Here is a 19,786-nt window from a genome sequence, read left to right on the forward strand (position 1 = left end):
CATTGCCCAAGAATTTCGCAAGAAGACAAGTTCCCCAAGAGCCACAAAGAAGGTAGGACACCGTGAACCCGGTAATCAAAAAATTCCAGTTCGGTCAGTCGACCGTTACCCTCGAGACAGGCCGTATCGCCCGTCAGGCCTCCGGCGCAGTGCTGGTCACCGTTGACGACGACGTCAGCGTATTGGTGACCGTCGTTGGTGCCAAGCAAGCCGATCCAGGCAAGGGTTTCTTCCCTCTGTCTGTTCACTACCAGGAAAAGACTTACGCTGCCGGTAAGATCCCTGGCGGTTTCTTCAAGCGTGAAGGCCGTCCTTCCGAGAAGGAAACCCTGACTTCCCGACTGATCGACCGTCCGATCCGTCCGCTGTTCCCAGAAGGCTTCATGAACGAAGTGCAGGTTGTCTGCACCGTTCTGTCCACCAGCAAGAAAACCGATCCGGACGTCGCTGCGATGATCGGTACCTCGGCTGCCCTGGCCATCTCCGGCATTCCGTTCGATGGCCCGATCGGCGCAGCTCGTGTTGCGTTCCACGAAAGCACCGGCTACCTGCTGAACCCGACTTACGAGCAACTGAAAGCTTCGAGCCTGGACATGGTCGTTGCCGGTACCTCGGAAGCCGTGTTGATGGTTGAATCGGAAGCCAAAGAGCTGACCGAAGACCAGATGCTGGGCGCCGTGCTGTTTGCTCACGACGAGTTCCAGGTTGTGATCAACGCCGTTAAAGAACTGGCTGCCGAAGCCGCCAAGCCGACCTGGACCTGGGCTCCTCAGCCAGAAGCCACCGAACTGCTGGGCGCTATCCGCTCCGAGTTCGGCGCACAGATCTCCGACGCCTATACCATCACCATCAAGGCCGACCGTTATGCTCGCCTGGGTGAGTTGAAGGACCAGGTTGTTGCCAAGTTGTCCGGTGAAGAAGGCCAACCTTCCTCCAGCGAAGTCAAGGCTGCATTCGGCGAAATCGAATACCGCACCGTTCGCGAAAACATCGTTAACGGCAAGCCACGTATCGACGGCCGTGACACCCGCACCGTGCGCCCGCTGAACATCGAAGTCGGCGTCCTGCCGAAGACTCACGGTTCGGCTCTGTTCACCCGTGGTGAAACCCAGGCTCTGGTAGTCGCGACCCTGGGCACCGCCCGTGACGCACAACTGCTGGACACCCTGGAAGGCGAGAAAAAAGACCCGTTCATGCTGCACTACAACTTCCCGCCGTTCTCGGTGGGCGAGTGTGGTCGCATGGGTGGTGCTGGTCGTCGCGAAATCGGTCACGGCCGTCTGGCCCGTCGTTCGGTCCAGGCCATGCTGCCTGCCGCTGACGTGTTCCCATACACCATCCGTGTTGTGTCGGAAATCACCGAGTCCAACGGTTCCAGCTCCATGGCTTCCGTTTGCGGTGCTTCCCTGGCTCTGATGGACGCTGGTGTGCCGATGAAGGCGCCGGTTGCCGGTATCGCCATGGGTCTGGTTAAAGAAGGCGAGAAGTTCGCCGTCCTGACCGACATCCTGGGTGACGAAGACCACCTGGGCGACATGGACTTCAAAGTAGCCGGTACCGCCAAAGGTGTGACCGCGCTGCAGATGGACATCAAGATCAAAGGCATCACCGAAGAGATCATGGAGATCGCCCTGGGCCAAGCCCTGGAAGCGCGCCTGAACATCCTCGGCCAGATGAACCAGATCATTGGTCAGTCCCGCACCGAGCTGTCGGAAAATGCTCCGACCATGATCGCGATGAAAATCGACACCGACAAAATCCGTGATGTTATCGGTAAAGGCGGCGCGACCATCCGTGCGATCTGTGAAGAAACCAAGGCCTCGATCGATATCGAAGACGACGGTTCGATCAAGATCTTCGGCGAAACCAAGGAAGCGGCTGAAGCAGCACGTCAGCGCGTACTGGGTATCACCGCGGAAGCCGAGATCGGCAAGATCTACGTCGGTAAGGTTGAGCGCATCGTCGACTTCGGCGCATTCGTCAACATCCTGCCTGGCAAGGATGGCCTGGTTCACATCTCTATGCTGAGCGACGCTCGCGTTGAGAAAGTGACCGACATCCTGAAAGAAGGCCAGGAAGTGGAAGTGCTGGTACTGGACGTGGACAACCGCGGCCGTATCAAGCTGTCCATCAAGGACGTAGCAGCAGCCAAGGCTTCGGGCGTTTAATTACTCCCAGGCTTCACGCTGAAAAAGAGGACTCTTCGGAGTCCTTTTTTTATGGCTTTGGGAAAGTGACGGTAAATCAGCCGTTTAGCCAAGGGCAAAAGCCGCAACTTGCATGCAGGCTTGAAGGTCTTCATGCAAGTTGCACGATTCCGAAAAAGTCGAATTTTGTTAACTTGTTGTTTTATAAGGATTTATTTTAGTGTTTAGACTTGGCACACTGCCTGCAATATTCCTGTTAACGCTGCAGCATCAAGGTTCACACACTGCAGACTTTCAATAAAACAGGAGTTACTCGTATGAAGAAGTTCGCTCTCGCTACTGCTACCGCTCTGACCCTGGCCATGGGTGCTAACGTGGCCTTTGCCCAGACTTCCCAAGCTCCAATGACCCTGGCGGCTGGTGAAGCCACCAAGGCAAAAGAAAGTGTTTCGGATACTTGGATTACCACCAAAGTTAAGTCTGATCTGCTGACCGAAAAAGGCATTCCTGGTTCGGACATCAAGGTTGAAACCAACAAAGGTGTGGTTTCCCTGTCGTCGACTGTAGCTATTTCGGATTCGCAGAAAGCAACCGCAGTAGCGATCACCAAGAAAATCAAAGGTGTAACCGCAGTTTCTGCTGACGGCCTGCTGGCTGGCGGCGCTACCAAGGCAGACAACATCGACAAAACCAAAAGCGCAGCAGCAGGCGCCAAAGAGACCACTTCGGATACTTGGATCACCACCAAGGTGAAAGCTGACCTGGTAACCGAGAAAGGCATTCCTGGTACCGACATCAAAGTCGAAACCAACAAGGGCGTGGTTTCCCTGTCCTCTTCGGTCGCTGTGACTGAAGCGCAGAAAACCACTGCGGTGAATATCACCAAGAAAATCAAGGGCGTTAAAGCTGTATCGGCCGACGGCCTGAAAGCAGAGTAACGCGTAACAGCTCGACTGGACCCAGGCGGCCGAGAGCGAGGCAGATATCCGCTCGATGCACCTTACAGGTTCATGCGACCGACCACAGGGATGTGGTCACTACGGGCCCCGGCACTTGTGTCGGGGCCCGTTTTATTGTGGGTTGCAGATTATGGAGAGCAAATGTGGGAGCTGGCTTGCCTGCGATAGCGGTGGTTCAGCCAGCCTATTTGCTGCTGATACACCGCCATCGCAGGCAAGTCAGCTCCCACATTCAGATCTCTGGTGCCTGGTAGTTACTCGGCATCCAGATGCATGGGTGTGACAACCCGGCCATCTTTCTCGGCCTGCCCCAGGTTGGCATCAATGAAGTACACCCGGTCATCTTCCAACTGGCCCTTGTCGACCAGATAGTCCTTGATAGTACTGGCACGGTCCTGGCCCAGTTGGCGTAGCAGCACGTCGCTGCCGCTCCAGAACTTGATCACGCCGTCGCGCAGCTTCGCCGAGCGCTCATCGCTGCCCAGGTCTTTCCACTCAGCCGGTGGCTGCTGCTTCAAGCGGGTGCGATAGATGCCTTCGAGCAGCGGGGCTTTTTCCTTCTCAGGTACTACAAGCAACGACGCCTGGGCTGGGACTTTGTCGCCACGACGCTGGAGAATCTTGTAGTAGTTGTACTGATACTCGCGCTCAAGCCGCTCGGCCGCCAGGAACGGACCGTCGCTGCTGGCTGCCGCGGTGCCCTCGATCTCCAGGCGCAGCGCAGGGCGCTCCTTGAGGGCCTTCGCAAGGCTGTCCAGGGCCGACTCGGCGTCCTTGCTCAGTGCGCTGGAGCCTGCGGCGAACGACACGTTGCCCAGGTCCTGCGCGCCACCACCGGTTACCAGCCCGCCAATAAACTTGAACGGTGCCGTCGCCGCACGCACTACCAGGTTGCGCAAGGTTTGCCAGACAATCGGCATCACGCTGAATTGCGGGTTGTTCAAGTCGCCGGTCACTGGCAACTCGATGGAGATCTTGCCGTCGGAGTCCTTGAGCAGGGCGATTGCCAAGCGGATCGGCAGGTCTACTGCATCCGCGCTGTCGACCTTCTCACCCAGCTGCAGTTGCTCCACTACCACCTTGTTCTCGGCCTTCAACTGGCCCTTGGTGATCACGTAGTGCAGATCCAGGTTGAGCCGGCCTTTGCGGATGCGGAACCCGGCGAACTTGCCGGAATACGGTGTCAGGGTGGTCAGCTCGACGCGTTTGAAGCTGGTGGCGATATCCAGCGCGGCCATCGGGTCAAACGGGTTCACGCTGCCCTTGATGGTCACAGGCGCATAGCGGTCGACCTTACCCTTGATATCGACACTGGCCGGCTTGGCCTGGCGGCTGTCGATGGTGCCGATCTGTCCATTGAGCTGCTGGATCGCCGTGGCGAAGTTCGGCGTAAGGCTGAAGTCGGCAAAGTTTGCCGAGCCATCGTTGATCGCGATCTGGCCGATCCGGATGCCCAGGGGCTTTTCGTTGCTCGCGCTGGATTTGGCGGCTGATTTGGCACCGCTGTCGGCCGGTTGCGGGATCAGCAGGTCGTCGACGTTGGTGGTGCGATCATCGTTGATCATAAAGCGCGCATAGGGTTGCAGCAGGTTGATCTTGTCGATCGACAGGCTGTTGCCGTGCTGGTAGTTCAAGCCTTCGACCACCAGGCGCTGCCACTTGAGAAAGTCGCGAGTCTTGAGGGTGTCGAGGGTGTGCAGTTGATCCACTTGCGCACGGCCGGTGATCTGCAGCGCGAGGGGCTCGGTACTCTTGAGGTTCACATCGAGGTTGCTGCCCAGCATGCCGCTACGCAGTTCCAGGCGGATAAAGGGGCTGATATAGGATTGGGCGACCCGCAGGTCGATATCCTTGGTGTCGACTTTCAACTTGGCGCTGACTGGGTTCAGGTTGACCTGGCCGCTTGCCTGGATCTTGCCCTGCTTGCCCAGGCCACTGTCGATCTTCAATGTGAAGGGGCTTTGATTGAGGCTGTCGAAGTCTTGTACATCGACATTCAGCGGGCCCAGTTCTAGCGCCACAGCGGGTTTTACCTGGCGATCGGCCAAGTGCACCTGGTAGTTGCGCAGTTGCACATCCTTGAGCAGTACTTGCCAAGGCTTGCTCGGAGCTGCCGGTGCGGGTTTGGGCGAGTCGGCGGTGGCGGGGGCCGTTGCTGGCTCAGGCTTGGTGGCCGGCTTGCTTGGCTGACTGGCGAACAGTTTCTGCCAGTCCAGTTGGCCGTCGGCTTCACGGGCGGCCCAGGTTTCGAGTTTGTTACTGCGGACCTTGCCTACGACCACTTGCTGCTTGGCCAGGTCGATCGAGGTTTCGCTGACATCCAGGCGTTCCAGGCGCGCCAGTGGCCGCCCATCCGGGGCCTTGATTGCGAACGGCGCGATGCTCGCGGAGAGGTTGGTCAGGTTCAGTTCGGTTTCTTTGGCCAGGTTCAGCTTGTAGTCGGTACTGAAGTTGAGGATGCCGTCTTCCAGGACCAGAGGCAGGGCGTCCCGTACGTAGGGCCACCAGACCTTCATTTTGCCATCGGTGACCTTGAGCTTACCTTCGGACGCGACCGGCACCAGGCTGAAATTGCCGGTCCAGTCGATCTTGCCGCCTTCGGGGCCGGCAGCGACCAGGGTCATGTCGGCATTGTCTTCGGGCAGGGTGCTGAGGTTTTTCAGCTCAAAGTCGAGTTTGTCGTAGAGGAACTCGATAGGCTCGCTGGGGCGCACGTCTTCAAAGTGCACGTAGCCTTCGGCCAGCTTGATGCGTTCGATACGTAGCGGGAACGGTTTGCTGTCGGGGTCATCGGGGGTCGGCTCGCTCGGCGGCACTTTGAACAGTTGCGCCAGGTTGAGCGTGCCGGCTTTGTCGAAGAGGATTTCGGTCTTGGGCTTGTCCAGTTGCACATCGGCCAGGTGCAGGGCGCGTGTCCAGAGGCTGTCGATCTGCAGGTTGGCGTAGAGACGCTCAAAACCCACTTGCTCTTTGCCGGGCTCGCCGATTTTCAGGCCCCAGAGGGTCAGCTCCAGGCTGAACGGGTTGAGCTCGATACGCTCGATACGGGCCGGTACCGTGGCGTAGTTGGCCAACTGCTGGTTGGCCACGCGAAGCGCAATACCGGGCAGAATCAGGAAGCCCAGCAAGCTGTAGAGTGCAAGGGCGGTCAGCAAGGCGCCTGCGGCGCGAATCAATCCTTTGGGCATGTGTGACGCCATCTATATCAATCGGAGTGCCTTGGAGTATGGCACGGGTTTGCGGTTCCGAAGAACCGCACCTTTATTACGCCAGGCCAGACCTTTCAGGACAATCCTACAGTTGCAGAATCAGGGTCTTGAGTGGGGGCTGTTGGTCTTGTGAGGGAAAGTCAGCGCCGGGTGTCATCACTTTCCAGTCGCGTACAGGCCGGCCGGCCTTTTCAGCGCAGCGCAAAACCTGCTCGCGCCAGTCGTCCATGCTGACTTTTGCCAGGTTGTTGCAGCAGATCAGTACGCCATTGTCCGCAGTGGCCAGCAATGCCGGCTTGAGCAGGCTTTGGTAGTCACGCAACAGGTCCACGGTTCCAAAGGCGCTCTTGGCCCACGCCGGAGGGTCGAGCAACACCAGGTCATATTGACGTTGTTCCAGGCGCGGGTAGCTCGGCAGTTTTTGCCCGCGACGCTGGGTGATCGGCAGCCCGGCCAGTTGACGGATTGCCGGGAAGTAATCGGACTGTACAAACGTCATGGGGGGCAGTTGTGGGTTCAACTCGCCGTTTTCGCGACCGACTGCCAGGTTACCCTCGGCAAAGTCCAGGTTGCACACTTCGCGGGCCCCACCGGCCGCCGCGCTGAGGCCCACGCCGCAGGTGTAGGCAAACAGGTTGAGCACGCTTTTGCCGGCACTGTGGGCCTTGACCCAGCCGCGGGTGTTGCGCAGGTCCAGGAACAGCAGCGGGTCTTGCCCCGGGTGGCGACCGCGCACGCGATAGTTCAGGCCCCATTCATGGCCAACCAAGTCTTCCAGGGCTGCGGGTTCGGCGCGGTACACCGTGTCTTCACGGTCGATACGCGAGTTGCCTCGGGATCGGTCGTTGTAGACCAGCAGCAATTCCAGCCCGAGGAATTGGTTGATCATAAGGTGCAATTGCAGCAGCGCATCGCCGTCCAGGGACTGGTGGAAGCTTTGCACCATCAATTGCGGGCCGTAGCGGTCGATGGTCAAGCCGCCGGCGCCTTCCTGGCTGCCATGGAACAGCCGATAGCAATCGGTACCTTGGGCATGTAGCTCGGCGAGCAGGTCTTGGCGGTGATCGAGGGCGGCGCGCAGCGCCTGATTCAGGGACGACATGGAGCGCGCCTTGCTGGGGAATTGAAGCGCGCAAGTTTAACAGCTCCCGTGGGTCCCGGCTTTTGTAGGAGCGGGCTTGCCCGCGAAAAACTCAATATCGCCGCGTTTCTTCAGGCGTATTGCGTCAGCGTTGACGATTTTCGCTGGCAAGCGAGCTCCAAGGTGGGGTGTTACAAAAGGCCCATGCGCCTGTGGGCGCGCTGCACCGAGCCATTGCGCATCGCCCAGCGTAGTAGTGGCGCGCTGCGCCTGACCCCGGCGCGAATCAGTTGGCGCTGCAGCGGGCTTTGTTGTTGGCCAAGCATGTCGTTGGCCCAGTCCGGAAGCAGATCGATACCCGCTTGCATCATCAGCGCGCCGAACGGCTTGGCCAGGGTGCTGGGTGCCGGGGCATTGAGCAGCAGGCGCAGTACTTCGCGGCTGCGCTCGTCACACAGCAGTTGTGGACGAATTCGCTGCAGATAATCCGAAATTTCCTGCCGTGAGCGCGGCACATGCCGAGCGCCCAGCTGTTCGGCGACCAGGGCTATTTCGCTGTAGTAGCGGTCCTGATCCCTGGGCGATAAATCCGGGTTTTTGTAGCGCAGGTGCGCCGCGAGAAAGCTGCTGACTTCGGCGACGTGGACCCAGGTCAGCAATTCGGGATCGCTGGCCGCGTAAGGACGCCCGTCAGGTGCATGCCCGACCACTTGCAGGTGGATGGTGCGCACCTTTTCGATCAGCCATAACGCGTCGCGGCGTGAGCCAAAGGTGGTACCGGAAATAAACTGCGAAGTGCGGCGCAACCGCCCGAGCATGTCCTGGCGAAAATTCGAATGGTCCCACACGCCGGCCAACGCCAAGGGGTGCAGCGCCTGCAACATCAAGGCGCTGATGCCACCGATCAGCATGCTGCTGAAGTCGCCATGGACCTTCCAGCTTACCGAGCCCGGCCCGAACAGCCCTGGGTCGCCCTTGGGGCTTTCCAGGTCCAGGTTGCCCAGGGACAGGCCCGTCAGGCTCATCAACTGGGATTCGATACGGTTGCGCAAAAATTCCATGGCGGTTTGGGGGGTCCTATCGGTTCAGGCGCTTGTCGATCAGGCCGTCGACCACACTGGGATCGGCCAGGGTCGAGGTATCGCCCAGGCTGTCCAGCTCGTTGCAGGCGATCTTGCGCAGGATACGCCGCATGATCTTGCCTGAGCGGGTTTTGGGTAAGGCCGGCGCCCATTGGATCAGCTCAGGCTTGGCGAAACTACCGATTTCCTTGCTGACCAGTTCCAGCAGGTGCTTTTTCAGCTCATCGCTGGGCTCGACGCCATTCATCGGTGTGACAAAGGCATAGATGCCCTGGCCCTTGAGGTCGTGGGGATAGCCGACGACAGCGGCCTCGGCCACCTTGTCATGCAGCACCAGTGCGCTTTCCACCTCGGCGGTGCCGATGCGATGGCCGGAGACGTTGATCACATCATCGATACGCCCGGTGATCCAATAGTCGCCATCCTCGTCGCGCCGTGCGCCGTCGCCGGTAAAGTAATAGCCGGGGTAGGGCTTGAAGTAGGTGTCGACCATCCGCTGCGGGTCGCCATACACGCTACGGATCTGCCCCGGCCAGCTGGCTTTGATCGCCAGGACGCCACTGCCGGCGCCGTTGATTTCCTTACCCTGCTCGTCGAGCAAGACCGGCTGTACCCCAAACATCGGCTGGGTCGCACAGCCAGGCTTGATGCGCTGGGCGCTGACCAGCGGGCTGAGCATGATGCCGCCGGTCTCGGTCTGCCACCAGGTATCGACAATCGGGCAGCGCTGTTCGCCGACGGCATTGAAATACCACTCCCAGGCCTCCGGGTTGATCGGCTCGCCGACACTGCCGAGCAATCTCAGGCTGGCCCTGGACGTGCTCTCCAGCGGGCCATGGCCCTCACGCATCAGGGCCCGCAGGGCGGTGGGCGCGGTGTAGAAGATATTCACCTGATGTTTGTCGATCACTTGCCAGAAGCGCGAGCTGTCCGGATAGCTCGGTACTCCCTCGAACATCAGGGAGGTAGCGCCATTGGCCAGAGGCCCGTACACGATGTAACTGTGGCCGGTAACCCAGCCGACATCGGCGGTGCACCAGAACACTTCGCCCTCGCGATAATCGAGCACGTACTTGAAGGTCATCGCCGCTTGCAACAGATAGCCGCCGGTGGTGTGCAGCACGCCCTTGGGCTTGCCGGTACTGCCGGATGTATAGAGGATAAACAGCGGGTCTTCGGCATCCATCGGCTCGGGCGGGCATTCGCCGCTGACCGCGTCAACGGCCTGTTGATACTTGAGGTCGCGCCCCTCGGTCCAGGCCACGGCGGCGCCAGTGCGTTCCACCACAAGTACCGTCGTGACATTTGGGCAACTGGCCAAGGCCTTGTCGACATTCTGTTTCAGCGCCACGGGCCTGCCGCCGCGCACGCCTTCATCGGCAGTGATCACCGTGCGGCAGTCGGCATCCAGAATGCGGTCGCGCAAGGCGTCCGGTGAGAACCCGCCAAACACCACCGAGTGCACCGCGCCAATCCGCGTACAGGCCAGCATCGCGTAGGCGGCCTCGGGAATCATCGGCATGTAGATACACACCCGATCGCCTTTCTTCACCCCACGGCTTTTCAGCACATTGGCCAGGCGGCTGACGTGTTGATGAAGTTGGCGGTAGGTGATTTTGGAAGAGTTTGCAGGATCGTCGCCTTCCCAGATAAAGGCCGGCTGATCGGCACGTTGCGCCAGGTGTCGGTCAATGCAGTTGTAGCTGACGTTTAACTGGCCGCCGGCAAACCACTGTGCGGCGCCGGTGTTGATATCGCAGTGTTGGACGGTCTGCCAGGGCGTGATCCAGTCGAGCAAGGCCTTGGCCTGTTCGGCCCAGAAAGTATCGGGGTGTTCGATGGATTGACGATAGAGGCGCTGGTAGTCCGCTTGACTGAGTTGCGCCGAACGGCGCACGGCATCGGCATGGGGAAACTGGCTGATATCGAACATACAGGGATCCTTATTCTTGTTATGGCCACAAGAGCATAAACGGCTCCCTATAGGAGCCGTTTATGCAGGTTCAATCCCTGATTGTAGTGCCGATCACTTCAACCGCGGTGACGCCCACGGAAGTAGTTGATCAGGCCCTGGGTCGAGGCATCTTCGGCCGAGGTTTCCTCAGCGCCTGTCAGGCGGTTGTAGACGCCCTTGCCCAGTTCCTTGCCCAGCTCCACGCCCCATTGGTCAAAGGCGTTGATGCCCCAGATGACGCTCTGCACGAACACCTTGTGCTCATACATCGCCACCAGTGCGCCCAAGCGACGCGGGCTGATCCGTTCGACCACCAGGGTGTTGCTCGGGCGGTTGCCTGGAATCACTTTGTGTGGCGCCAGTTTCTGCACTTCTTCCTCGGCCATGCCTTTGTCACGCAGTTCGGCTTCGGCTTCGCTGCGGGTCTTGCCGAGCATCAGCGCTTGGCTCTGGGACAGGCAGTTGGCATACAGCCACTGGTGATGGTCGGAGACCGGGTTGAAGCTGACGATCGGCACAATGAAGTCGGCCGGGATCAACTGGGTGCCCTGGTGCAGCAACTGGTGGTAAGCGTGCTGGCCGTTGCAGCCCACGCCGCCCCAGATCACCGGGCCCGTGTCGACTGCGACCGGTTTACCGTCCTGGCGCACGCTTTTGCCGTTGGATTCCATGTCCAGCTGTTGCAGGTGCTTGGTGATGTTACGCAGATAGTGGTCGTACGGCAGGATCGCATGGCTCTGCGCGCCCCAGAAGTTGCCGTACCACACACCCAGCAGGCCCAGCAGCACGGGCATGTTCTGCTCGAATGGGGCGTTCTGGAAGTGCTGGTCCATGGAGTAGGCGCCAGACAGCAGTTCCTTGAAGTTGGACATGCCGATAGCCAGGGCGATTGGCAAGCCGATGGCCGACCACAACGAGTAACGGCCGCCGACCCAGTCCCACATCGGGAAGATGTTCTCTTCACGGATACCGAAGGCCACGGCCGCCGCGTTGTTGCTCGACACGGCGATGAAATGGCGATACAGCTCGGCTTCCGAGCCACCCTGGGCCAGGTACCAGGCGCGGGCGGCCTGGGCGTTTTTCAGGGTTTCGAGGGTGTTGAAGGATTTCGACGAGACAATAAACAGTGTGGTCTCGGCGCGCAGCTTCTGGGTCAGTTCGTGGAACTCACTGCCATCGATATTCGCCAGGTAATGGCAGCGCACGCCTTTGTGTGCGTAGGACAACAGCGCTTCAGAGACCAGCTCCGGGCCGAGGAACGAACCACCGATACCGATGTTGACCACGTCAGTGATCGGCTTCTCGGTGTAGCCGCGCCACAGCCCATCATGGATGCGCCCCACCAGATCGGTGATCTGGTTCAGCACCTTGTGCACGTCGGGCATGATATTGGTGCCGTTGACCGACAGCTTGTCGCCCACCGGGCGGCGCAGTGCAGTGTGCAGCGCCGGACGACCTTCCGAAGAGTTGACCGGCTCGCCGTCGAACAGCGCCTTGATCGCGCCTTTGAGATCGACTTCGTTGGCCAGGCCCACCAGCAGGTCGCGGGTTTCAGGGGTAATCAGGTTTTTCGAGTAATCGAGGAACAGCCCGCAGCTGCTCAAAGTGAATTGGGTAAAGCGCTGGGGATCGGCATTGAACGCGTCGCGCATGCTGAAATCCTGCATGGCTTGGCGATGTTGATTGAGCGCTTGCCAGGCGGGCAGAGCGGTAACGTCATGAGGAGTGCGGTAATACGCCATCGCTGCGGGTTTCCTTTTTATTACTGGGACTGCCTTTAGGACACTTCTAAACCCGGAACGTCCAGTCTTGGATCAAGGGTTGGGTTCCAGACAGCGCTAACTATAACGCCGGGCGATTACATTAAACCTAGCGTGTCGATATGTCTTGGCTTTGTCTGTGCAGAGGCCGGTACTTTTTTATACCGGGGCCTGAGGGGGGGCTACAAAACCACTGTGGGAGCCGCTTTGTGTGGGAGCGGGCTTGTTCTGGTCAAGTTTTTCCGGACACCGACTACGGTAATTAAGCCGACTGCTGCTCCATGGCTATTGGCGACAGGTAGTTGTTGTAGCTGTGGAGCCTGATTCGGTTGTATCGCATGAAGAAGCTGGTCATATCCTGCCTGGCTTCTTCAACTGTTGTGTAGCCCTTGGTGGGCACCCACTCTGATTTGAGTGTCCCGAAGAAACGCTCTGTTGGCGCGTTGTCCCAGCACTGCCCCCTACGGCTCATGCTTTGCGCTATCCCATGCTCCAGCAGTGCGGACTGAAAGAGCTGGCTGGTGTATTGGCAGCCTTGATCCGAATGAAACATCAAGCCTGCATGTTTGCCTCGAACCTCCACCGCCATTCTCAGCGCTCTGCTAACCAGGTTGGCGTCATTGACCAGAGAAAACGCCCAGCCAACGATTCGACGGGCGAACAGATCAATGACCGCTGCCAAGTGATACCAGCGCTTCCCAACCATCAGGCTGGTAACGTCGCCGCACCAGACCTGATTGATTGCGGTTGGCTCGAAGTTACGCTCGAGCAGGTTCTTGGCCACAAATGCTTCGACGCCTCTAGAGCGATACTGATGGCGGCGGCGCTGTCTGCTGGCCAGGTTTGCCTCCGCCATGAGTCTTCCGGCCAGATGCCGTCCCACCTTGATCTGCTGGGCCTTCAAGTGCTGAGAGATCATCCGCGCGCCTGCACTTCCCCGGCTTTCGACATGCAGTTGCACGACTTTTGCTCTGAGCGCGTCACGCTTGGCATTCGGCGCTGAGCGACGCTTAAGCCAGTCATAAAACGCGCTGCGGGAAACGCCCAGCGCACTACAAAGCAGACGGGTCGGATATGAGCTCGACTCCCTCAGCTCCTCGATCAGGAAAAACGATCGGGATCCGACATCAAGAGAGCCGTAGCCTTTTTTAAGATTTCAGCCTCGGTCTCCAGGCGCTTGACCTTGGCTCGCAGCTGTTGAAGCTCTCGCTGTTCGTCGCTGATTGCTTTGGTACCTGCCACTGGCTGCCCTTTCTGACGTTCTTTACGAACCTGATCAACCCAGCGGCGCAGAGCCGTAGGGCCAACGTCCATCGATGCACAGACGTCAGGAACTGAGCAGTTATCATCAAGAACCATGCTTGCAGCACGTTGCTTGAACTCGCGGGTGTAGGTCTTTCGTTCTTGCATGGAACCTCCTGGTTGGGCGAATCATATCGCCCTTAAGAGGTGTCCGGGATCATTAGGCCAGTTCAGCTTGCCCGCGATGGCAGACTGTCAGTCGATGCATTTGCCGCTGACCCACCGCAATCGCGGGCAAGCCCGCTCCCATGCAAGCCTTTCCTACAGTGGAGTATCGCCAGGATCAGGCGGGTAGAGTGAGGTGCAGGTTGTCGATCAACCGGGTCGCGCCCAGGTAAGCGGCAACGAGGATAACAACATCACGATCCTCGGCGGTTGCCGGGCGCAAATGCTGGCCCTGGCGAACTTCCAGATAGTCCATGCGCAGACCGGCGGCCTCGATGTGTTGGATCTGCTCGGCACGCAGTTTGGCAAAGTCGCGATCGCCGTTCTCGATTGCGGTGGCGATATGACTGAGGCTGCGGTACAGCACCGGGGCAATGGCGCGCTGTTCTTCGCTCAGGTAACCGTTGCGCGAGGACAGCGCCAGGCCGTCCTCGGCGCGCACGGTGGGTTCGCCAATGATCTGGATCGGCATGTTCAGGTCGCGCACCATGGCGCGGATCACCGCCAGTTGCTGGTAGTCCTTTTGCCCGAATACCGCGAGGTCCGGCTGGACCATGTTGAACAACTTGCTCACCACCGTCGCCACACCCTCGAAGTGACCCGGACGGCTGGCGCCGCACAGGCCTTCGGACAGTTGCGGCACGCTGACCCGGGTCTGCACGGTCATGCCGCCGGGGTACATCTCGTCAACCGTAGGGGCAAATAGCAGGTTGCAGCCTGCCACCAGCAGCTTTTCCTGGTCGGCGGCGAGGGTGCGTGGGTACTTGTCCAGGTCTTCGCCGGCGCCAAACTGCAGTGGGTTGACGAAAATGCTCGCCACCACGAAGTCGGCTTGCTCGGCGGCGCGGGTCACAAGCGTAGCGTGGCCGGCATGCAGGTTGCCCATGGTGGGCACGAAGCCGATGCGCTTGCCGGCGCTGCGCGCGTGAGTGACGGCGGCCCGCAGTTCGCGCAAGGTTTTTACGGTGTTCATGCAGAGAATCCGTGTTCGATGCCTGGGAAGGTAACGGCTTTGACTTCGGCAACATAGGCGCTCAGCGCGGCCTGGATGCTGTCCTGGCCGGCCATGAAGTTCTTCACGAATTTCGGTGCGCGGCCGCTGAGGTTCAGGCCGAGCATATCGTGCAGTACCAGGACCTGGCCGTCAGTCGCGCTGCCCGCACCAATGCCGATCACCGGGATTTTCACCGCCTGGGTGATCTCTTGCGCCAGTTCGCTTGGCACGCATTCGAGCACGATCATCGCGGCGCCGGCCTGCTCCAGGGCGATGGCATCGGCACGCATCTGCCGCGCCTGGGCTTCATTGCGGCCCTGGACCTTGTAACCACCGAGGATGTTCACCGACTGTGGCGTGAGGCCCATATGTGCGCATACCGGCACGCCGCGTTCAGCCAGCAGGCGGATCGACTCGGCAAGCCACACGGCACCTTCCACTTTGATCATATGTGCCCCGGCCTGCATCAGCTTGCCGGCGTTCTGGAACGTTTGCTCAAGCGTTGCGTAACCCATGAACGGCAGGTCGGCGATGATGAATGCGCCCTCGTTACCGCGCTTGACGCTGGCGGTGTGGTAGGCGAGTTCATCGGTCGTGACGGGGAGGGTGCTGTCATTCCCTTGAAGAACCATGCCCAGGGAGTCGCCTACCAGTAGCACCTCGACGCCGGCCTGGCAGCAAGCCTGGGCGAACGTGGCGTCATAGCAGGTCAGCATGGCGATTTTTTCACCCTTGAGTTTGAGGCTCTGCAAGGTGGTCAGGGTAATGTCTGGCATGAAAAGGGTCCTCGTTCAGGCGCTTGGAAACAGCGAGTAACGCGCGTGAGTCTTCGTTTATACAGGCGCACTTTCTTCAGAGCAGTGCTTATAAGGCCTGGATTGCGCCCTTCAGCGCCGGGTTGGCGGCAGCGGGACGCCTATAGTCGTGAGGAGAACTCTGGAAGTCAATTGGATGTGTTACCGCATTGTTACGAGCGGGGTGTTACCGCTGTTACTGATGCGATTGTAGGAGCGAGCTTGCTCGCGAAGAGGATCTAGACAACGCGTTTAATCAGGCCGCCGGCATTTATATTGACGATTTTCGCGAGCAAGCTTGCTCCTACAGGAGCAGGCGTTCCAGGCCGACGAATGGGCATTCGGCGAGCAGGTCGCTGAGTCGGCGGTCGTCAGGCAGCTTTAAAGTGGGCGGCGCCAATTCGGCAAGTGGATAGAGCACGAAAGCCCTTAAATGCATCTGGTAATGAGGCACCTTGAGGCGCGGCTCGTCGATCAGGCGATCACCAAACAGCAGGATATCCAGGTCCAGGGTGCGTGGCCCCCAGCGTTCAAGGCGTTCGCGGCCCTGATCGTTCTCGATGGCTTGCAGCGCATCCAGCAGTTCCAGCGGCTCGAGGGTGCTGTCCAGCGCCGCCACGGCATTGGTGTAGCGCGGTTGGCCGGGAAGCAGGGAATCGCTTTGATAGAAGGCAGAAACACCCGCGAATGTGGTGTTCGGCAACTGCGTCAACGCCTCGAGGGCATTGCGCAATTGCTGTTGCGGGGCAGCGAGGTTGCTGCCCATGCCGATGTAGATACGCTCCACCGTGCTTATTCGCCAGAGGTGTCGGCGGCACTGCGCTTGCGTTTGCTGCCACTGCTGCGGCGGCGTTTTTTCGGCCCGTCGCCAGTGGCTTCGCCTTTGCTGCTGAGCTCACGGATCATCTCGCGACGTTCGCTGTCATTGGCGTCCTGGTAGTCGGTCCACCATTCGCCCAGGCCATCGGTCTGCTCGCCGGCGCTTTCGCGCAGCAGCAGGAAGTCATAGCCGGCACGGAAGCGCGGGTTGTCCAGCAGCAGGTCGGCACGTTTGCCACTGCGGCGGGGCAGGCGCTCCTGCATGTCCCAGATCTCGCGGATCGGCAGGGTGAAACGCTTGGGGATCGCGATGCGCTGGCACTGTTCGGCGATCAGTTCGTGGGCCGCTTCCTGCATCGCCGGAATGGGCGGCATGCCACGGTTCTGCAAGCGCAGCACCCGGGCCGGCAACGCAGGCCATAGTAGGGCAGCAAACAGGAACGCCGGGGTCACCGGTTTGTTCTGTTTGATCCGCAGGTCAGTGTTGATCAAGGCTTCACTGATCAGCGTGTGGGTGTACGTCGGGTTGTGCTCCAGTGCATCGGCGCTGGCCGGGAACAGTGGGTCGAACAACTGCAGGTCCACCAACATTTCGAACGTGTCGGCGGCATGCCCGGACAGGAACAGCTTGAGCACTTCTTCGAACAGGCGCGCCGAGGGGATTTCCCGCAGCATCGGAGCCAGTTCGCGAATCGGCGCGGCCGTGTGTTTCTCGATGCCGAAGTTCAGCTTGGCGGCAAACCGCACGGCCCGCAGCATGCGTACCGGGTCTTCCTGGTAGCGCTGCGTGGGGTCGCCGATCAGTCGGATCAGGTGATTGCGGATATCGTGCACGCCGTTGGCGTAATCGAGGATGCGCTCGCTGACCGGATCGTAATAGAGGGCATTGATGGTGAAGTCGCGACGTTGCGCGTCTTCTTCCAGGGTGCCGTACACATTGTCCCGCAGGATGCGTCCGCTTTCGTTGCGGGAAGACTGGTTGCTGTCTTCCTCTTCATCGTTTTGCGGGTGGCCTGCGCGGAAGGTCGCGACTTCAATGATCTCGCGACCAAAGTGGATATGCACCAATTTGAAGCGCCGACCGATGATCCGCGCGTTGCGAAACTCGGCACGCACTTGTTCAGGCGTGGCGCTGGTGGCGACGTCGAAATCCTTTGGGGTGATGTTGAGCAACATGTCGCGCACGCAACCGCCGACCAGATAGGCCTGGTAGCCAGCGTTCTGCAGGCGTTCGACGATGTTCACCGCATAACGGCTGAACTGGGCGCGCTGCAGCGAGTGTTGATTGCTGTTGAGCACTTCAGGCGTGCTGCGAATGTGTTGCGTACGACGCAAGGGGGAACGGAATGACTGGAACAACTTCTTCAGCATGGGATGCACTGTTTGAAGGAATGTTCGGCCATAACGAAGAATGACCGCATGATGGGCCGGGATTCTAGCATTTAGTCAGGGGATGGTGTAGGAACTAGCTGCAAGCGTTGAGCCAGATGCTTAAATAAGCGGGTATGGCGCTCAAAACGCAGAAACTACAAGGGGAGCCGAAGCTCCCCCAGAAAGTAGTTGCGTGCTCTATTTTTATTATTGATTTCGGGCTTCTTGTTTTTGTTGATCGCCCTCGCCATGAGATTTGACCTTCATGGCACTCCCAATCGGGAGTCAAGAGCAAACGGATTGCTTTGGTCGCTGTGTTGCTATGATCAATGATCCAACCAGTTCAGGCTCTGCCTTGGGGCAGTTTTTGTTGTTCTCGGCCTGGTTGCGGGGCAAGCCCCAAATGCAACGCCTCTCCAAAAGAATCAGTTAGCTGCGCCTCCGCCGTGTTGTTTTTATTATGCGTGAGTCGATTCGTCTTATTTTTATTGTGGGGTGTACGGTGCTTTTTATTGTTCTTGTACTAAGCATATAGCAGGGTGCGTGCCAACTTTTGCGAGGGCCAGCAAAATCAGGGGGTTGGCCGGTTTTCGGGTGTTTGGCGGGCAAAAAAAAGCCGGGGCTTCGTTACCGTAAGCCCCGGCTTTTTGTTACGTGAATATCTGAGGTAACAGTTTTTTCACGTTTGGGGTGTTACCCAATGTGAGTTGGCCTCAGCTTTCGCTGGCAACCCCGGTCTTGCGCCGTGGAATCCCCAGGCGCTGGCGCCGCTCCCACAGGCACTTGCGGCTGACGCCCAGTTTGCGCGCCAGTTCGGTTTCGGTCATGTGGTCCTGGTGTTCCAGGACGAAGTGCTGGAAGTAGTCTTCCAGGGACAAGTCTTCCGTGGGCTCATGGCTGGAGTTACTGCCGCCCTGTTGTGGTGCCAGGCCAATGAAGTCGTCATCGTCCAGGTCGCTCAGTTCGATATCGATGCCCAGCAGCTCAGCGGAGATCTGCGGGCTCTCCGAAAGGATCACCGCCCGTTCCACGGCGTTTTCCAGCTCGCGCACGTTACCTGGCCACGAATAATGGCGGATGGCCTGTTCAGCGTCGGCCGCAAACGTCAGGTCGGTACGGTTCACCCGTGCGCTCTGGCGCAACAGGAATGCATTGGCAATCTCGTTGACGTCGGCACCGCGTTCGCGCAGGGCCGGCAGCTTGAGGGCGATCACGTGCAGGCGGTAATACAGGTCTTCGCGGAACTGGCCGATCTTCGCCAGGCTTTTCAGGTCACGGTGAGTCGCGGCGATCAAACGCACATCGACTTTTTGCGACTGTACCGAGCCAACCCGACGAATCTCGCCTTCTTGCAGTACCCGCAGCAGGCGTGCCTGGGCTTCCAGAGGCAGCTCACCGATCTCGTCGAGGAACAGCGTGCCGCCGTCCGCCGCTTCCACCAGGCCAGCGCGTCCGGCGCTGGCGCCGGTAAAGGCACCTTTTTCGTGGCCGAACAGTTCGGATTCGATCAGGGATTCGGGAATTGCCGCGCAGTTCACCGAGATCATCGGTGCCTTGGCGCGCTTGGACAGGTTGTGCAGGGCACGGGCCACCAGCTCCTTGCCGGTACCGGACTCGCCCTGGATCAATACATTGGAGTCGGTGGGCGCAACCTTGCGGATCTTGATGTACAGATCCTGCATGGGCGGGCAGGAACCGATGATGCCAATCTCGCCATTGCTGTTGTCGACACCGGGCTTATCGCTGGCGGCCTTGCCGGCCGGCCGTTCCGCTGGGGCGCTGCTGGCCGATTGACGATCACGCAGGATGCGGGCCACCGCCTGGAGCATTTCGTCGTGGTCGAAAGGCTTGGCGATGTAGTCCACCGCGCCCATCTTCATCGAGTCGACGGCGGAGCGCAGGCTGGCGTAGCTGGTCATGATCAGCACCGGCGTGCCCTGGCCGAGCTTGATCAGTTCGGTGCCCGGCGCGCCAGGCAGGCGCAGGTCACTGACGATCAGGTCGAATGTGGGAATGCTGAAACGCTCCTGGGCTTCCTGCACCGAGCCGGCTTCGCTGACCTGGTACTGATTACGTTCAAGCAGGCGACGCAAGGCAGAGCGGATAATGGTTTCGTCTTCGACGATCAAAATGTGCGGCATTGATTCAA

Annotated in this window: 14 protein-coding genes; 2 read left to right on the forward strand and 12 right to left on the reverse strand. The window is 59.5% G+C overall.

The features are described 5' to 3' along the window. Positions 1–62: 62 nt before the first annotated feature. On the forward strand, positions 63–2,168 hold the full coding sequence (pnp, locus tag JTY93_RS03700; RefSeq protein ID WP_169995144.1) for a polyribonucleotide nucleotidyltransferase: 2,106 nt from the start codon (positions 63–65) through the stop codon (positions 2,166–2,168). Positions 2,169–2,464: 296 nt separating this feature from the next. Beyond that, complete coding sequence (locus tag JTY93_RS03705; protein WP_205476625.1) at positions 2,465–3,085, forward strand: BON domain-containing protein; 621 nt, start codon at positions 2,465–2,467, stop codon at positions 3,083–3,085. A 275-nt stretch (positions 3,086–3,360) separates the two neighbouring features. Here the strand turns inward: JTY93_RS03705 and JTY93_RS03710 are convergent, their stop codons facing one another. The 12 genes from JTY93_RS03710 to JTY93_RS03760 all read right to left on the reverse strand — a co-directional run bounded on the left by JTY93_RS03710 (position 3,361) and on the right by JTY93_RS03760 (position 19,778). Next, positions 3,361–6,294 carry a DUF748 domain-containing protein gene (locus JTY93_RS03710; protein WP_205476626.1) on the reverse strand — a complete coding sequence of 978 codons (2,934 nt, stop codon included), beginning with the start codon at positions 6,292–6,294 and terminating at the stop codon, positions 3,361–3,363. Between the two features lie 106 nt (positions 6,295–6,400). Continuing rightward, complete coding sequence (locus tag JTY93_RS03715) at positions 6,401–7,417, reverse strand: class I SAM-dependent rRNA methyltransferase (protein WP_205476627.1); 1,017 nt, start codon at positions 7,415–7,417, stop codon at positions 6,401–6,403. A gap of 170 nt (positions 7,418–7,587) precedes the next feature. Then, complete coding sequence (locus JTY93_RS03720) at positions 7,588–8,457, reverse strand: oxygenase MpaB family protein (protein ID WP_205476628.1); 870 nt, start codon at positions 8,455–8,457, stop codon at positions 7,588–7,590. Positions 8,458–8,473: 16 nt separating this feature from the next. Continuing rightward, positions 8,474–10,411 (reverse strand): acetate--CoA ligase, encoded by a 1,938-nt coding sequence (gene acs / locus JTY93_RS03725; protein ID WP_205476629.1) that lies wholly within the window; start codon positions 10,409–10,411, stop codon positions 8,474–8,476. 98 nt (positions 10,412–10,509) lie between these two features. Continuing rightward, positions 10,510–12,174, reverse strand: a complete 1,665-nt coding sequence (gene pgi / locus JTY93_RS03730) for a glucose-6-phosphate isomerase (RefSeq protein ID WP_159906453.1) — start codon at positions 12,172–12,174, stop codon at positions 10,510–10,512. 280 nt (positions 12,175–12,454) lie between these two features. After that, positions 12,455–13,297, reverse strand: coding sequence for an IS3 family transposase (locus JTY93_RS03735; protein WP_311136238.1), 843 nt, complete (start codon positions 13,295–13,297; stop codon positions 12,455–12,457). After that, on the reverse strand, positions 13,294–13,602 hold the full coding sequence (locus tag JTY93_RS28860; protein WP_012723623.1) for a transposase: 309 nt from the start codon (positions 13,600–13,602) through the stop codon (positions 13,294–13,296). Before JTY93_RS28860 ends, JTY93_RS03735 begins: the two co-directional genes overlap by 4 nt. A gap of 175 nt (positions 13,603–13,777) precedes the next feature. Continuing rightward, entirely contained in the window at positions 13,778–14,632 is an 855-nt protein-coding gene (gene panC, locus JTY93_RS03740; protein WP_205478221.1) for a pantoate--beta-alanine ligase, read from the reverse strand. Then, positions 14,629–15,429, reverse strand: a complete 801-nt coding sequence (panB, locus tag JTY93_RS03745) for a 3-methyl-2-oxobutanoate hydroxymethyltransferase (protein WP_169995132.1) — start codon at positions 15,427–15,429, stop codon at positions 14,629–14,631. The genes panC and panB overlap by 4 nt, the downstream gene beginning before the upstream one ends. Positions 15,430–15,751: 322 nt before the next feature. Continuing rightward, complete coding sequence (folK, locus tag JTY93_RS03750; RefSeq protein ID WP_205478222.1) at positions 15,752–16,234, reverse strand: 2-amino-4-hydroxy-6-hydroxymethyldihydropteridine diphosphokinase; 483 nt, start codon at positions 16,232–16,234, stop codon at positions 15,752–15,754. 5 nt (positions 16,235–16,239) lie between these two features. Beyond that, entirely contained in the window at positions 16,240–17,637 is a 1,398-nt protein-coding gene (locus JTY93_RS03755) for a polynucleotide adenylyltransferase PcnB (protein ID WP_133715797.1), read from the reverse strand. A 713-nt stretch (positions 17,638–18,350) separates the two neighbouring features. Continuing rightward, on the reverse strand, positions 18,351–19,778 hold the full coding sequence (locus tag JTY93_RS03760) for a sigma-54-dependent transcriptional regulator (protein WP_169995127.1): 1,428 nt from the start codon (positions 19,776–19,778) through the stop codon (positions 18,351–18,353). Positions 19,779–19,786: the final 8 nt, after the last annotated feature.

Source organism: Pseudomonas hygromyciniae, from assembly GCF_016925675.1.
Taxonomy (GTDB): domain Bacteria; phylum Pseudomonadota; class Gammaproteobacteria; order Pseudomonadales; family Pseudomonadaceae; genus Aquipseudomonas; species Aquipseudomonas hygromyciniae.